The sequence below is a fragment of the Streptomyces sp. NPDC054796 genome, assembly GCF_053611545.1.
The window spans coordinates 1-14947 of sequence record NZ_JBSHAO010000053.1; the positions used below are offsets into that span (position 1 = coordinate 1).

The 14947-nt window shown below is 73.9% G+C and carries 13 protein-coding genes; 4 read left to right on the forward strand and 9 right to left on the reverse strand.

Annotation, left to right across the window (positions count from 1 at the left end):
• Positions 1-69: 69 nt before the first annotated feature.
• From ACWGJ2_RS32075 to ACWGJ2_RS32090, 4 genes are all read left to right on the forward strand, one after another.
• Positions 70-2571 (forward strand): [protein-PII] uridylyltransferase, encoded by a 2502-nt coding sequence (locus tag ACWGJ2_RS32075; RefSeq protein WP_453349814.1) that lies wholly within the window; start codon positions 70-72, stop codon positions 2569-2571.
• Between the two features lie 99 nt (positions 2572-2670).
• Positions 2671-3171, forward strand: coding sequence for an FBP domain-containing protein (locus ACWGJ2_RS32080; protein ID WP_453349815.1), 501 nt, complete (start codon positions 2671-2673; stop codon positions 3169-3171).
• A 177-nt stretch (positions 3172-3348) separates the two neighbouring features.
• Positions 3349-4920 (forward strand): signal recognition particle protein, encoded by a 1572-nt coding sequence (gene ffh, locus ACWGJ2_RS32085; protein WP_453349816.1) that lies wholly within the window; start codon positions 3349-3351, stop codon positions 4918-4920.
• Positions 4921-5074: 154 nt separating this feature from the next.
• Positions 5075-5593 (forward strand): GNAT family N-acetyltransferase, encoded by a 519-nt coding sequence (locus ACWGJ2_RS32090; RefSeq protein ID WP_453349817.1) that lies wholly within the window; start codon positions 5075-5077, stop codon positions 5591-5593.
• 40 nt (positions 5594-5633) lie between these two features.
• Here ACWGJ2_RS32090 and ACWGJ2_RS32095 read toward each other — a convergent pair whose 3' ends face one another.
• From ACWGJ2_RS32095 to ACWGJ2_RS32135, 9 genes are all read right to left on the reverse strand, one after another.
• The gene (locus tag ACWGJ2_RS32095) at positions 5634-6863 is read right to left on the reverse strand and encodes a phosphopentomutase (RefSeq protein WP_453349818.1); all 1230 of its coding nucleotides are present in this window, start codon (positions 6861-6863) and stop codon (positions 5634-5636) included.
• A 97-nt stretch (positions 6864-6960) separates the two neighbouring features.
• On the reverse strand, positions 6961-8124 hold the full coding sequence (locus ACWGJ2_RS32100; protein ID WP_453349819.1) for an alanine racemase: 1164 nt from the start codon (positions 8122-8124) through the stop codon (positions 6961-6963).
• A gap of 2 nt (positions 8125-8126) precedes the next feature.
• Complete coding sequence (locus ACWGJ2_RS32105) at positions 8127-9362, reverse strand: aminotransferase class V-fold PLP-dependent enzyme (protein WP_453349820.1); 1236 nt, start codon at positions 9360-9362, stop codon at positions 8127-8129.
• A gap of 1 nt (position 9363) precedes the next feature.
• On the reverse strand, positions 9364-10404 hold the full coding sequence (locus ACWGJ2_RS32110; RefSeq protein ID WP_453349821.1) for a phosphotriesterase family protein: 1041 nt from the start codon (positions 10402-10404) through the stop codon (positions 9364-9366).
• A 99-nt stretch (positions 10405-10503) separates the two neighbouring features.
• Positions 10504-11955, reverse strand: a complete 1452-nt coding sequence (locus ACWGJ2_RS32115) for a YhfT family protein (protein WP_453349822.1) — start codon at positions 11953-11955, stop codon at positions 10504-10506.
• A gap of 34 nt (positions 11956-11989) precedes the next feature.
• Entirely contained in the window at positions 11990-12349 is a 360-nt protein-coding gene (locus ACWGJ2_RS32120) for a DUF2620 family protein (protein ID WP_453349823.1), read from the reverse strand.
• A 60-nt stretch (positions 12350-12409) separates the two neighbouring features.
• Positions 12410-12787: a PRD domain-containing protein gene (locus tag ACWGJ2_RS32125; protein ID WP_453349824.1), complete on the reverse strand. Its 378-nt coding sequence runs from the start codon at positions 12785-12787 to the stop codon at positions 12410-12412.
• A gap of 149 nt (positions 12788-12936) precedes the next feature.
• Entirely contained in the window at positions 12937-13878 is a 942-nt protein-coding gene (yhfZ, locus tag ACWGJ2_RS32130) for a GntR family transcriptional regulator YhfZ (RefSeq protein ID WP_453349825.1), read from the reverse strand.
• 131 nt (positions 13879-14009) lie between these two features.
• Positions 14010-14810: a methyltransferase domain-containing protein gene (locus ACWGJ2_RS32135; RefSeq protein WP_453349826.1), complete on the reverse strand. Its 801-nt coding sequence runs from the start codon at positions 14808-14810 to the stop codon at positions 14010-14012.
• Positions 14811-14947: the final 137 nt, after the last annotated feature.

The window sequence follows — 14947 nt, forward strand, 5'->3', positions numbered from 1 at the left end:
TGTGGGGCCCCCCACTTCCCCCACAACCGGTATGTGCCCCCCGGGGGGCCCCCCCCCCCCCGGGGGGTTTTGGGGGGGCCCCGCCGGCGCCCCCTCCAGGAGGAGACGCGGACCGGGCCGCCGCGCCGTGCGGAGCTGGCACGGCTCACGGACGAGTGGCTGGCCGGGCTGCTCGGCACCCCGCGCGACGGCGTCGCGCTCGTCGCGGTCGGCGGCTACGGGCGCGGCGAACTGTCGCCCCGCAGCGATCTGGACGTGCTGCTGCTCCACGACGGGCGTACCGGACCGGGTGAGATCGCGGAGATCGCCGACCGCGTCTGGTACCCCGTCTGGGACCTCGGCCTCGCCCTCGACCACTCCGTACGCACCACGGCCGAGGCCCGTAAGACCGCCGAGGACGACCTCAAGGTGCAGCTCGGGCTGCTGGACGCGCGGCATGTAGCGGGCGACGCGGCACTCACGGCCGACCTGCGTACCGGGGTGCTCGCGCAGTGGCGTGCCCAGGCGCCCAAGCGGCTGCCCGAACTCCACGAGATGGCCGCCGAGCGGGCCGAGCGGCACGGCGAGCTCCAGTTCCTCCTGGAACCCGACCTCAAGGAGGCGCGCGGCGGGCTCAGGGACGCCACGGCGCTGCGCGCCGTCGCCGCCTCCTGGCTCGCCGACGCGCCGCGCGAGGGCCTGGAGGCGGCGCGCGGGGCGCTGCTCGACGTGCGCGACGCGCTCCACCTGGCCACCGGGCGGGCCACCGACCGGCTCGCGCTCCAGGACCAGGACCAGGTCGCGGCGGCGCTCGGGCTGCTGGACGCCGACGTACTGCTGCGGCACGTCTACGAGTCGGCGCGCACCCTCTCCTACGCCTCCGACGTCACCTGGCGCGAGGTCGGCCGCGTGCTCGCCGCGCGGTCCGGGCGGGCCCGGCTGCGGGGGCTGCTGGGCGGCGGCCGGGGGCCCGCCGCCACGCAGGAGCGGACGCCGCTGGCCGAGGGGGTCGTCGAGCACGAGGGCGAGGTCGCGCTCGCCCGTACGGCGCGGCCCGACCGCGACCCCGTGCTGCCCCTGCGTGCCGCCGCCGCGGCGGCCCAGGCCGGGCTGCCGCTCTCGCTGCCCTCGGTGCGGCGCATGGCGCGCGCTACGGGGACGACGGGCGCGGGCACGGGGCCCGGCGCCCCGGTGAAGCCGCTGCCCGTGCCGTGGCCGGCCGAGGCGCGGGACGAGTTCGTGAGGCTGCTCGGCGCCGGCGAGGCCACGGTGCCCGTGTGGGAGGCGCTGGAGGCGGAGGGCCTGATCACGGGGCTGCTGCCCGACTGGGAGCGGGTGCGCTGCCGTCCGCAGCGCAACCCCGTGCACCGCTGGACCGTCGACCGGCACCTGGTCGAGGCGGCCGTCCGCGCCTCGGCCCTCACGCGGCGCGTGCACCGCCCCGACCTGCTGCTCGTCGGCGCGCTGCTCCACGACATCGGCAAGGGCTGGCCGGGGGACCACTCCGTGGCAGGGGAGACCATCGCGCGGGACATGGCGGCGCGCATCGGCTTCGACGAGCCCGACATCGAGGTCCTGGCCGTCCTCGTGCGGCACCACCTCCTGCTCATCGAGACGGCGACCCGCCGCGATCTGGACGACCCGGAGACGGTGCGCTCCGTCGCCGATCTCGTCGGCAGCGCGGACACACTGGAGCTGCTGCACGCGCTGACCGAGGCCGACGCGCTCGCGACGGGGCCCGCGGCCTGGTCGGCGTGGCGCGGGGCGCTGGTGGCCGACCTGGTCAAGCGCGTCGCCGCCGTCTTCGCGGGGGAGAGCCCCGAGGAGCAGAGCGAGCCCTTCGTGCCGACGGCGGAGGCCGAGCGCCTCGCCGTCGAGGCATGGCGCACGCAGGGGCCCGTGCTGGCGCTGCACGCACGCGCCGAGGCGCCGTCGGCGGACGCGGAAACGGACGGAACGGGAGCGGGGGAGGGCGGCGCGGAACCCGTGGGCGTCGAGCTGCTGATCGCCCTGCCGGACCAGTCCGGAGTGCTGCCGGGCGTGGCGGGGGTGCTCGCGCTGCACCGGCTGACCGTGCGCGCGGCCGATCTGCGGGTGCTGCCGCTGCCCGACGAGGTCGCGTCGGAGGCGGCCCCGGGGAGCGCGGACCGCGCGGGCGGATCCGTGCTGCTGCTGACGTGGCGGGTCGCGGCGGAGTACGGCTCGCTGCCGCAGGCGGCGCGGCTGCGGGCCGACCTCGTACGGGCGCTGGACGGCACCCTGGACATCCCCGCGCGGCTCGCCGAGCGGGAGGCCGCCTACCGCAGGCCGCGCCGCCGTGGCACGCCCCCGCCGCCGCCCCGGGTGACGGTGGCGCCGGGAAGCTCGCAGCTCGCGACCGTCATCGAGGTACGGGCGCAGGACGCGCCCGGACTGCTGCACCGCATCGGGCGCGCGCTGGAGGGCGCGGGCGTGATGGTGCGCAGCGCGCACGTCAGCACGCTCGGCGCCAACGCCGTCGACGCCTTCTACGTGACGGGTCCCGAAGCGGCCCCGCTGCCCCCGGCGGAGGCGGCGGCCCTGGCCCGCGACCTGGAGACGGCGCTGCGCTGACGGTCGGTGACGGGGTGCGGTGGTGAGAGGCGCGCGGAGGGCGGGGGCGCGGAAAAACCGTATGACGTGGCTTTCCCTCCGTTGTTAGTTTCCCGTGCCATGGACCCGCTCAGCGAAAGTGACATCCGCGCCTCCTTCGTGAACTGCTCCAAGGGGGAAGCGCGCAGGCTGAGCCTCCCCGCGGGGCTGGCCGAGCTGCCCTGGCCGGAGCTGGACTTCCTCGGCTGGCGCGACCCCGGAGCCCCGGACCGCGGCTATCTCGTCGTGCCCCGCGAGGAGGGGCCGCTGGGCGTCACGCTGCGTGCTCCGAGGGGTGTGCGGCGCAGCCTCACCAAGACCAACGTCTGCTCCTTGTGCGAGACCGCGCACGCGGGCACGGGCGTCGCGCTGCTGGCGGCCCGGCTCGCGGGGCCGGCGGGCCGGGAGGGGAACACCGTCGGCGCGTACGTGTGCGCCGATCTCGCCTGCCCGCTCTACGTCAGGGGCAAGAAGCAGTCCCTGCTCGTCAAGCGCTACCACGGGCGGCTGACGCTCGACGAGCAACTGGAGCGGCTCGCGGTCAATCTCGACGAGTTCCTCGCCAGGGTGCTGAACGGCTGACGTGCGGCGGGGCCGGAAGGCGGCCCCCGGAACACGGGCGCGCGAGCATACGGAAGCCCGTAATGTCCGGTTGGCGCGGGGACCGGCCGGACCGCACCTGACCGGTGTCCCCGAGGGCGGATACCCTTGGGGGTCGACCGCCGACTTGAACCCAGACGCGAAGGATCCGCGACCGCCGTGTTCGACACTCTCTCCGATCGCCTCGCAGCGACCTTCAAGAACCTCCGGGGCAAGGGCCGCCTGTCCGAGGCGGACATCGACGCCACGGCGCGCGAGATCCGTATCGCCCTGCTGGAGGCGGACGTCGCCCTGCCCGTCGTCCGGGCCTTCATCAAGCAGGTCAAGGAACGCGCGCTCGGCGCCGAGGTCTCCCAGGCGCTGAACCCCGCGCAGCAGGTCATCAAGATCGTCAACGAGGAGCTCGTCAGCATCCTCGGCGGCGAGACCCGGCGGCTGCGCTTCGCCAAGAACCCGCCGACCGTCATCATGCTCGCGGGCCTCCAGGGCGCCGGTAAGACCACCCTCGCGGGCAAGCTCGGCCTCTGGCTGAAGCAGCAGGGCCACACGCCCCTGCTCGTGGCCTGTGACCTCCAGCGCCCGAACGCGGTCAACCAGCTCTCGGTCGTCGCCGAGCGCGCGGGCGTGGCCGTCTACGCGCCGGAGCCGGGCAACGGCGTCGGGGACCCGGTGAAGGTCGCCGAGGACTCCGTCGTCCACGCCCGCGACAAGCAGCACGACGTGGTCATCGTCGACACCGCGGGCCGCCTGGGCATCGACCAGGAGCTGATGCGGCAGGCCGCCGACATCCGCGACGCGGTCAGCCCTGACGAGGTCCTCTTCGTCGTGGACGCGATGATCGGCCAGGACGCGGTCACCACGGCCGAGGCGTTCCGCGACGGCGTCGGGTTCGACGGCGTCGTCCTCTCCAAGCTCGACGGCGACGCGCGAGGCGGCGCCGCGCTGTCGGTCGCGCAGGTGACCGGCAAGCAGATCATGTTCGCCTCCAACGGCGAGAAGCTGGACGACTTCGACGCGTTCCACCCGGACCGCATGGCGTCCCGCATCCTCGGCATGGGCGACATGCTCACGCTCATCGAGAAGGCCGAGCAGACCTTCAGCCAGCAAGAGGCCGAGAAGATGGCGGCCAAGCTGGCGAAGGGCCCGAAGGAGTTCACGCTCGACGACTTCCTCGCGCAGATGGAGCAGGTCCGCAAGATGGGCTCGCTCTCCAAGCTGCTCGGCATGATGCCGGGCATGGGCGAGATGAAGGACCAGATCAACAATCTCGACGAGCGTGACGTGGACCGCACGGCCGCGATCATCAAGTCGATGACCCCCGGTGAGCGCGCCGAGCCCACGATCATCAACGGCTCGCGCCGCGCCCGTATCGCCCGCGGTTCCGGTGTGGACGTCAGCGCGGTCAAGAGCCTCGTGGAGCGCTTCTTCGAGGCCCGCAAGATGATGTCCAAGATGGCGCAGGGTGGCGGCATGCCCGGAATGCCGGGGATGCCCGGCATGGGCGGCGGCAAGAAGAAGGGCAAGCAGCAGAAGAAGGCCAAGGGCAAGCGCCAGTCGGGCAACCCGATGAAGCGCAAGCAGGAGGAGCAGGCCGCGGCGGACCGCAAGGCCGCGGGACCCGCACAGGGGCAGGGGCAGGGCGGCAACGCCTTCGGGCTGCCGGGCGCGGGCCAGGACGCGGGCGACTTCGAACTGCCCAAGGAGTTCAGGGACATCCTGCCCCCGAAGTAGGACGTTCTCCAGGACATCGCCCTGTCGCACGTCAGCATGTCAACGGGGCGCCTCCGGGCCCGAAAGGGCCGTCGCGGGCGCCCCGTTGGCGCGCGGCGGCGGCGCGACGGGGTGCGGGATGAGTCTCGCGGCCCGAAGGCGGATGATGTCGTCCATGCGCGTATACATCCGCCCTCCGCGGCCTTCCGACGAGCGTCAGTACAGTGAGGCGGTCGTCCGCTCCGCCGACCACCTCAGCCCGTGGAACCCGGTCGAGCCCGACGGCTTCCCCGACCTCCTGCGGCGCCAGGGCCCCACACTGCGCACGTTCATGGTCTTCGACCAGGAGGACGACGGTCTGGTCGGGCGGGTCAACGTCGCGAACATCGTGCGGGCCCGCTTCCGCAACGGCGCGCTGGGCTACGACAGTTATGTGCCCTACGCGGGCACGGGCCGGATGACGGAGGGGCTGCGCCTGATCGTCGACCGCTGCTTCAGCGGCGGCCCCGACGGGCTCGGGCTGCACCGTCTGGAGATCAACGTCCAGCCCGAGAACGCGCGCTCCCTCGCCATGGCGAAGCGGCTCGGCTTCCGGCACGAGGGCTTCTCACCCCGGATGCTCTACCTCAACGACGCCTGGCGCGACCACGAGCGCTTCGCGCTGACGGCCGAGGAATGGCCGGGCCTGGGCTGACCCGGTGGGGGCCCTCTGAGCACGGCCCGCCCCGCCGACGTCAGGCGCGCAGCGGTGCGCCGTTCGCCAGGCCCGACGGGTCGAGGCCGAGGGCGCGCGCCGCGGTGGCGCCGACGTCGGCGAGGCTGCCCGCGTCGGGGAGGAGTTCGAGCCCGGCGGCGCCCGGCCTGTGGACGAGGACGGGCACGTACTCACGGGTGTGGAAGGCGTGCCCGACCGTCGGGTCGTTGCCGTGGTCCCCGGTGACGATCAGCCGGTCGCCCGGCGCGTCCAGCAGCTCCGTCAGCGCCCCGAGCCCCTCGTCGACCCGCTCCAGCACGGCCCCGTAACCGACTCCGTCCTGCTGGTGCCCCGCGAGGTCCGACTCCTGGACGTTGGCGACGACGAGCGCGTCCCCGCCCCGCTCCGTGGCCCGTACGGCGTCCAGGGTGTGCGCCAGCACCTCGGCCGTGGGCACGGCGGGGCGGCGCGCGGCGGCCTCGCACGCGAGGATGTCGGCGGCCTTGCCCACCAGCGTCACCGGGATACCGGCGCGTGCCGCCAGCTCGGGGAGCTGGCGGGTGTGGTCGAGCGGGGCGCCCAGGTGGCGCACCTGGAGGCCGCCGTTGCGGTAGAAGCCGCTCGCCGGGGTGTCCAGGCCGACGGTTCCGCCGTCGCCCGCGCGCACGGAGTCGGCCAGCGGCCGGTCCGCGTGCCCGCCGACCGCGATCACCCGCGCGACCGGTGCGACCTCGCGCACCGTGCGCGCGATGGCGAGGATCCCCGCGAAGGGCAGGTCCTCCAGCCGTCCGGAGGCGTTCCAGTTGATGCCGGGGTCGGCCTCCAGGTTGTCGTGGACGAGGACGTGCCCGTCGACCACCAGCAGCGGCCTGCCCGCCAGGGGCTCGACGGTGTGCCCCGCCTCCTTGAGGGCGCCCGTCACCTCGTCCAGGTGCGCGCCGAGCCGTGCGACGGTCACCTCGCTGAAGTCGGCGCCCATCATCGTCTGGTGGCCCGCGTAGGTGTCGGCGCCCGGGTAGCCGAGCGCCGCCCTGCCCGCCGCTACGGGGAGCGCCGTGCGGTCGGCGAGGCCGGGGTGCGGGTGGACCAGGCCGAGGCCGAGCGCGCCGAGTGACGGCAGGCGCAGGGGGGTGCCGTTCGCCTCGCGGCAGTGGTCGAGGACGTGGCCGAGGGTGTCGGCGCGGCGGTCGCCCGCGCGCAGCACGCCCGCGTCGGGCATCGCGCCGACGCCGAGGCCGTCCACGACGACGATGACGGTCCTGCTGCTCATGTCTCGCTCATCTCCTGGTGCGGTCCCCGTTCGTGATGCGGTGGTGCGGTGGTGCGGTGGTGCGGTGGTGCGGTGGTGTGTGGCGGGGGCAGCGGGGTCAGTAGGGCCGCCCGAGCGGGTCGTAGAGCCCCGTCAGCTCCGGGCTGCCCGAGGACAGCCCGGCGACGACGGCGACGTTGCTGCGGGTCACGAACATCTGGGTGCGGAAGGCGAGCACGGCCGTGTCGCCGTGCCGGACGTCGGCGCCAGGCGGGGGCGCGTCCAGCAGCCGGTAGTAGTCGATGTTCTCGGCGGGCGCGTCCTGCACGGGCAGACGAAGGCCCGAGCGGTGCAGCAGCGCCTCCTTGACCCCGCCGCGCGGATAGAACCCGCCCCCGTGGAGCGCGGGCCGTCCGTCGGCGAGTGTGTGCGCGACCTCGCTGACGTACACGTAAGCGGGCTTCTCCGGCTGGTGCGGATCCCGCGCGTGCAGCGGGGTGGTGCCGGTCAGCGCATGCCCCGGCTCGCCGTGCGTGGCGCCCGCTGCGGCGAGGAGGGGGAGGCTCGCCGCCGACGTGGCGCTCGGCGCGCTCACCGTCAGCCCGGTGTGGCCCCTGCCCTCCAGGACCTCGCGGGCCTTCGTCAGCAGGCCGAGGTTGGGGGTGGGGCGCGGCGCCCCCGTGGCGGGGTCGCACAGCAGGCAGGGGAACGCGGTGACGCCCGCGACGCGGATGCCCGCCATGCGCTCGGCCTCGTCCACGAACGCGTCGAGCCCCTCCAGCGACACCCCGCCCTCCTGGCCCGGGTAGACGGAGCCGGGCGCGCCCTCCAGGCGTACGAGGACGTCCTGGACGCGGCCGAGGCGCAGGGCGGCGGCCGAGACGGCGCGGGCGTTGTCCGCGTCGAAGACCGTGACCGCCTCCGGATGCCAGGACAGCGCCTCGTCCAGGGCGCGCCGGGGGAGCTGCACCAGGTGGCCGAGGTTGCCGGGCGCCGCGCCCGCCGCGCGCAGCACCCTGGCCTCGGGGAGGTCGATGGCGGCGAAGCGGGGCAGATGGCGGGCGATGGCCCGGATCAGCTCGGGGTTGCGGCCGAGCTGTTTGACGACGAACCAGAGGGAGAGCCCGAGCCGTTCGGCCTCGGCGGCGAGGAGCGCAGCATTGGCCTCCACGGCGTCGCGGTCCACCACGTAGGTGTCGGGCGGGATCGTGCCCGCGTCGTGCAGGGCCGCCGCCGTGGTGACCAGTTCGGGGTTGCGGGTGAGGACGGTGTCGAGGAACACGGTCAGTCCTCCGGGACGTCTGGGGTCTGCGGGGGTTGTGGCGTCTGCGGGGCCGCGTCCGTACCGGGCGGTGGATGGGGCAGCGGGTGTGCCGCGTACACGTCGCGCAGCGCCCGTCGCAGGATGTCCAGGACGAGGTCCGCACCGGCCCGCATGGGGTTGATCCGGACGGTCCAGTCGGCCAGTTCCGGGCGGTCGTCCAGGGCCGAGCTGGACATGCGGTAGAAGAGCGGCGCCACCTCGTAGCGCGAGTTGGAGCCCACCGGGTACGGCGCGGCCCCGTGCCGTGCCGCCGCGTCGGGCACCTCGCGCGCGAGCGGCCGGTCCAGGCGTACGAGCAGGCAGCGGTCCTGCGCGTTGGCGAGCCGCACCTCGGCGACTCCGGGCACCTCGCCGGCGGCCAGCCGCTCGGCGGCCTCGGCCCCGGCCCGCGACTGCAAGGACCACAGCACCGGTACGTGGGTGAGGGCGCGCAGCGCGTCCAGCGCCTGGTGGCCCTGGACCTGCCCGCCGCCTGAGTAGTTGTCGGCGCGCACCCGTCCGACGATGTCCGCCGCGCCGACGACCAGGCCGACGCCCTCGGGCCCGTGCAGCTTGAACAGGGAGAAGCAGGAGGCGTCGGCGCCGAGTTCGACGCCGCACTCCGGGACGCGCAGCGCCGCGTAGTTGTCGTCCACGACCGTCCGCACGCCCGACTCCCGGCAGGCGGCCAGTACCTCCCCGGGGGCGTAGGAGTCCGCGAGGCGCTGCCGCGTGTGCTGGACGTAGGCGTACCGGAACCGTCCCGAGGCGAGCGCGGCGCGCAGCTCCGCCGGGTCGTTGAAGTCCGCCGTCGCGGTCTCGACGCCCAGGCCGCGCAGCGTCACCTCCGTGGTCCGGTAGACGGGCGCGTCGTGGATCAGCAGGGGCTCGCCGGGGCCGAGCACGGCGGCCAGCGCGGCCCGGATCGCACCGGTGCCCGCGCCCTGCACGAGGGCCGCGTCCTGGGCGCCGAAGAAGTCGGCGAGCACGGCCTCCACGCGGGCTGTCGTACGGGGGCGGCCCAGCCCCGGCACGACGCCCGCGTCGGCCTCGAAGAGCTGCTGCCCCTCGAAGTGCCGCGCCGTGCACTCCAGCAGCCGGAACTGGCGGGAGACGGCGTCCTCCAGGGGGACGGTCGGCAGCGGGTGGGTGGGCGGCAGGGAGGGCGTGTCCTGCCTTGCGCGCTCGCCCGTACGGGGGGCATCGTCGTGCGCCATCTCAGCTCTCCTCCGCCGTCGCGTCGGCTGTCGCGCAAGCCGTCGCCTCCGCCGTCGTGCCGGTCGTGCCGGTCAGGAACCGCAGGGCGTTGCGGCGGGCCAGCAGGTCGATCAGGTCCTCGTCGGCCCCCGCCTCGCGCAGGCGCGGCAGGAACGAGCGGAACAGGTGCCCGTAGCCCTGGCCGCCCTCCGCGCGCAGATAGCCGTGCCGGGAGATGTCGCAGCTCAGCAGCACGTGGTCGGCGTACCCGGCCTCCAGTAGCGCGAGGAGCAGCCGCAGCCGGGTCCCGTCGCTCTGGTAGCCCTCCTTGCCGACGGTGTCGAAGGCGAGGTAGGCGCCCCGGGAGGCCAGCTCCTTGTGCACGGCGCTGTCGTCCAGGAGGTCCTGGTGCCCGACGCACACGCGGTGCGGCGCCAACCCCTCCCCGGTCAGCAGCTCCAGTTGGGCGAGGCCGCCCCTGCCCAACTGCGCGTGGGTCGTCAGCGACAGTCCGGTCTCGACGGCCGCGCGGGCCGAGGCGGCCAGGGTGCGCCTCTCGGGCCCGCTGGGCGCCTCGCCGTGGCTGCCGACCTCGCCGATGACCCCGGGGAGGACGCCGGTGCCGTCGAGCCCGTGCGTGATGTCCCGTACGAGGAGGTCGGCCAGCGCCCCCGTGTCGGTGTCCGCGACCTCGGGCGGGTGGAACGACTCGTAGTACCAGCCCGTCGCCGCGACCACGGCGACGCCCGACTCCTCCGCGATCCCGGCCAGCGCGCGGGGGTCGCGGCCCATGCCGCGGCAGGTCAGCTCGACGACGAGGGAGAGCGCGTACGTCTCGCGCAGCGCGGCCAGCTCGCTGGTGACGGCGGCGCCGTGGCGGCGCGGATCGAGGAGGGCGTGCGGGTCGGTGTCGCGGGTGAGGTCGAGGGCGAGGTGCTCGTGGGCGAGTACGGGTCCCTGGACGAGGTCCGTCGCGAGCGGGCCCGTCACGGTGCGCAGCTCCGGAGGGGGCGCGGGGGCGTGGGTGTGGGCGGGGTCTCGGGTTCCGGGTGAGTGGTTCATGGGGGGGTACTGCCTTCCCGGGCGTGCCGGTGGTGCGAGTGGTGCGAAGGGTGTTCGGGGCCGGGCGGGGGCGTTGTGGGCCGTGCCGTGCCGCGCCGGTCAGCCCTTGACCGGCGTGAACAGGTCCAGCCAGTAGAGGAGGTTGAGGAGGACGCCGCCGACGAGCACGGCCGCCGGAGCCGCCGCCATCCGGACGACGACCCTGCCCATGGCCTCGTTCAGCAGGTACAGCCCGCCGACGATGAGGATGCCGAGCCCGCCGCCCATGGTGTTCGCGGCCATCAGCGAGCCGAAGAGGATGGCCAGTTGGAGCGTCTCGCTGATCGCGCTGCGCAGATGCTCGGACGAGTCGCGCACGGAGGGCAGCTTGCCGAGCACCTTGCCGATGTACGACAGGGCCAGCACCTCGACGGCGAAGACCAGCGCGCCGACGACGACCGCGAGCCAGGGGTTCGGCAGCAGATAGCCGATCGGGTACACGAGCGTGAAGCCCGCGATGCCGTACGCGCCGGAGGCGAGCGCGGTGGTCGCGATGAGCGGCACGAAGCCGAACACGCGGTAGAAGTCGACCTGTGCGGCGCCCGCGTAGTCGCCCTTGGCGATGAGGAAGCTGGTGGCCTCGCCGCCGCCGAAGACGTGCATCTGGGCCAGCAGACAGACACCGGCGCCGAGCACCATGAACAGCGGCAGATAGCGGCGCAGCCGGGCCGCGCTCGCGCTGAACAGCGAGTTCATCGGATCCTCGGCCGGTACGGAGGCCCCCGTGCCGCCCGTGCCGGCCGCGTCTCCCGTACTGCCCGCTTCGGCCGTGCCCTCGGCCCCCGTACCGCCCCCTCTGCCTCCGGGCGCGGCGGACCGCAGCAGTTCGGCCCGGTCCAGCCGCCGCTGCTTCACGTCCTTGACGACCGCGAAGCCGATCAGCATCAGCACGCCCACGGCCATCGCCAGCGCGCCCGCGAACATGTCGGGCCACAGCTTCATGGTGAGGAGCACCAGGGCCAGCTCGACGACTCCGGCGACGGCGCCGCGCACCTTCCCGAACTGCCGGGTGATGGCGAGCACGGGGAAGAGCGTGAACAGGAAGAGGATCGGCGTCGACATCTCCTGCATGGCCGTCAGGAAGTCCACGGGCAGGTCGTGCGCGAGGCCGTTGGCCCCGTCGAGCCCGAAGACGACCACCGCGCCCCACGCGCCGCCGAGGAGCGGAGCGAGCCACTTCTTGGGCGAGAGCAGGCCGAGGACGTCGGTCGGCAGGAAGAGGAGCCAGGGGTTGAGCACCCCGGTGGACAGCGCCATCGGCGCGCCCAGCCCGAAGATGAACCCGGCCGAGAGTCCGAAGGACACCGCGGTGGTGGCGCTGCGCGTGCCGCGCCCCTGGATGAAGTCGAGCAGGAAGGGGCGGACACCGTCGTTGAAGACGGCGAGCGCCATGTGCGAGATGAACGCGGTCAGCGCGCACAGGACGATGACGGTGAGTTGCTGCGCGAGCGAGAAGTCGAGGCTGTGCCCGCCTCCGTCCGCCGCGGTGGCCAATATGGTGCTGGTGCTCACGGGACTGCTCCTTGGTTCCCGGACGCCCGGTGGGTCAGGCGGTGCGCGCGGCGATGGCGCGGGCGATGACGGGGGTGGTGTCGGCGAGCTGGTCGATGCCGAAGCCGAAGACCTTCTTGCCGCCGTCCAGGAGGGCGGTGACCTCGTCCTCGGTGGGGACGGAGCGGCCGAAGGTGTGGCAGGCGTCGCTGCCCAGGAGGCCCAGCAGCAGCCCGAGGGAGGCGCCCGCTCCGGTGTGGCAGGTGCCCAGGTAGTAGTCGGCCTGGCCCGCGCGCAGCTTCATCGCCGCGTCCATGTCGCTGGAGACGTCGGTCTCCAGCCCCGGGAGGTCCAGCTTCCGCAGGGTCTCGGCGACCTCGGCCTTGCCGAGTCCGCCGGTGAGGATCTTCGTCATGGCGGTTTCCTTACGTCTGAGGGGGCTTAGGTCTGAGGGGCTTACGTCTGAGGTGGGGCTTCAGGTGGCGGGGGAGCGCTGCGCGAGCACGGCCAGGTGCATCGCCAGGAAGCCGACCTCGGAGCCGGGGAGCGCCGCGCCCAGGGCCTCGTGCGCGCGAGCCGCGACGGAACGGGCCCGCTCCACGGCCTCGGGGTGCTCGGCCAGCTCGGCTTCCATGTGCGCGTCGCCCGGCGACTCCGCGAGGGGCTCGCCGTCCAGCAGCCGGGTCAGGGCCATCATCAGGTGGCTCGTGAGCATGCCCGCTGTGTCCTCGGACACGGCGAACCCCTCGGTGTCCAGGGCCGCCAGCTCGTCCGCGACAAAGGCGGCGACCTCGGGCCTGACCTGCCCGCTCTCGCGGAACAGCCGGATCCGCAGGGCCAGCTTGTCCTCCATGGCGTGTTCCTTTCGTGCGCGCCCTTCTCGTGCGCTCTCCTCCCACAGTAATCAGGATTCTGGTTATTGAGGAGAGGGGGGAGCCCCTTTGTTTCGCGTGGCGGTGGTCACGCCCAGGGGGCGGGGGGCGGGGGCGGATCAGCGGGGGATCAGTAGAGGGGGACGCGGTCGCCGCGCATGACCTGGGCCTGGAGATCCGTGACGACGGAGAAGTCCAGCGACTCCCGCACGGCGTCGAGCGCCCGCGTCCCGTCGGACCTGCCGATGACGGCGGCGCTGGAGTTGCGCAGCGCCAGATCGCGGGTGATCTCGTCGCCCAGGGGCAGCACCTCGACGTCCGGGCCGAGATGGTCCCGCACCTCGTCGAGGTTCCACACGGTGGCGTCCACCTCGCCGCGCGCGAACAGGTCCCGCAACTGCATGTACGAGGTCTCGACCCACTCCACGTCCGTGCGCCCAGCGAAGGCGCGGGTGGCCAGCATGCGCAGGTCCTCGGACGAGGAGTCCGTCGCGACCCGCAGCCCCGGCGTCTCCTGCGTGACCCCGCGCCGCAGCAGCAGCCCGTGCGCCCCCACATACGTCGCGGGCCCCAGGTCGGTGACCAGTTCGACGGGGTGCTCGGCGCAGAGCCGGTCGGCGGCGAAGCGGGAGAGGACGACGAGGTCGACCTTGCCCTCCAGTAGTGCGCCGAGACGTGTCGAGGCGCCGCGCATGAAGGTGATCGCGAAGGGCGCGCCCGCGCCCTCGAAGGCGGCGCGCAACCCGGTGGCCAGGCCCTCGTAGCGGTGCGAGTAGGGGAGCGGCATCGCCGCGAGGAGGGTGCCGAGCCCGGCGAGCCGCCAGAGTATGGCCCGGTCGGCCCGTACGAGATAGGTACCGAGGTGGCCGCGCGCCCTGGTCTCCACGGCGCCCGCCTCCTCCAGCAACTGGAGCCCGGCCTGGACGGTGCCGTTGCCGACCTTCAGCTCCGTGGCGAAGTCGCGCAGGCGCGGGAGACGGGTGTCCGGCTCGTACGTCAGCAGGAGCGCGGCGAGCTGACGTGCCGCCAGTCCGTTCCGCGTCAGGAAGCGCTCGTCTCCGCCGCTGCTCATGACCGGATAGTAACCAGGATCCTGGATACTGACAACGCCGCCTTATGCCGATGCGCCCGCGTCCCCGCAGGTCAGAAGCCTTGCCACGGCCACCGCGCGGGCCCCAAGCCCATGGGGCCAGTGCCTCAGCCTTACACGGTACGGGCCACCACGTAGCGGAAGAGATTCGGCATCCACACCGTGCCGTCGGGACGGAGGTGCGGGTGCAGCGCCTCGGTCAGCTCCTTGAGCACCTGCTCCTCGTCCGTGGCACCCACCGCCGCGTCGTAGAGGCCCGTCGAGACGAGCCCGCGCACCGCGCTGTCCATGTCCGCGTAACCGAAGGGGCACGACACCCGCCCCGACCCGTCCAGCCGCAGCCCGGAGCGCAGCGCCAGCTCCTCCAGATCGTCCCGGCCGCCCGGCTCCCATGACCCCGCGGCGGGCTCGGCCAGCCGCGCCGCCACCCGCAGCACCGGAGCAGCCGCGCACCGCTCGGGCGGCCCCCAGCCCGCGAGGACGACCGGAGTGCCGCGCTCCAAAGTGCCCGTCGTCCCGGCCAGCGCGACGGCCTCGGGCAGCGCGTCGAAGGCGGTCACCAGAGTCGGCGCGGGGCCGCCCAGGGGCAGCGGATCGTCGGCCTCACCGGTCACGAGCCGCGCGTCCCACTGGCGGGCGCTCCAGTCGCCCCCCTCGGGGAGCAGCCGCTCGCGCGCCAGGGCGAGCCGTTCCTCGTCGGACTCCACGCCGACGACGGAGGCGCCCCTGGAGGCCGCGAGCAGCAGCGCGAGCCCGGACCCGCAGCCGAGACCGAGCAGCCGGGTGTGGGGCCCGACCTCCAGGCGTTCGTACACCGCCTCGTAGAGCGGTACCAGCATCCGTTCCTGGATCTCGGCCCAGTCACGGGCCCTCTGGGGCAGGTGGTGATGCTGGTGTACGAGCGTGGGTGTCATCGCAACGCGCCCCAATCAGCCGAAGAATCGTCGCCGCTCCGTGGTTCCCCCGCTGCTTTCGCGCAGTCCGCCCCCACACGTCAGGGAACTGCGCATCTGTCCGTGCGTCCAGGGGTTGCGCCGGGATGTCTTCCACG

What these genes read in the sequence shown, in the direction of transcription:
- ACWGJ2_RS32090 (WP_453349817.1), top strand. Translation starts at nt 5,075, where the DNA reads ATGCGCGTATACATCCGCCCTCCGCGGCCTTCCGACGAGCGTCAGTAC.
- ACWGJ2_RS32080 (WP_453349815.1), top strand. Translation starts at nt 2,671, where the DNA reads ATGGACCCGCTCAGCGAAAGTGACATCCGCGCCTCCTTCGTGAACTGC.
- ACWGJ2_RS32135 (WP_453349826.1), bottom strand. Translation starts at nt 14,810, where the DNA reads ATGACACCCACGCTCGTACACCAGCATCACCACCTGCCCCAGAGGGCC.
- ACWGJ2_RS32095 (WP_453349818.1), bottom strand. Translation starts at nt 6,863, where the DNA reads ATGAGCAGCAGGACCGTCATCGTCGTCGTGGACGGCCTCGGCGTCGGC.
- ACWGJ2_RS32105 (WP_453349820.1), bottom strand. Translation starts at nt 9,362, where the DNA reads ATGGCGCACGACGATGCCCCCCGTACGGGCGAGCGCGCAAGGCAGGAC.
- yhfZ (WP_453349825.1), bottom strand. Translation starts at nt 13,878, where the DNA reads ATGAGCAGCGGCGGAGACGAGCGCTTCCTGACGCGGAACGGACTGGCG.
- ACWGJ2_RS32110 (WP_453349821.1), bottom strand. Translation starts at nt 10,404, where the DNA reads ATGAACCACTCACCCGGAACCCGAGACCCCGCCCACACCCACGCCCCC.
- ACWGJ2_RS32120 (WP_453349823.1), bottom strand. Translation starts at nt 12,349, where the DNA reads ATGACGAAGATCCTCACCGGCGGACTCGGCAAGGCCGAGGTCGCCGAG.
- ACWGJ2_RS32125 (WP_453349824.1), bottom strand. Translation starts at nt 12,787, where the DNA reads ATGGAGGACAAGCTGGCCCTGCGGATCCGGCTGTTCCGCGAGAGCGGG.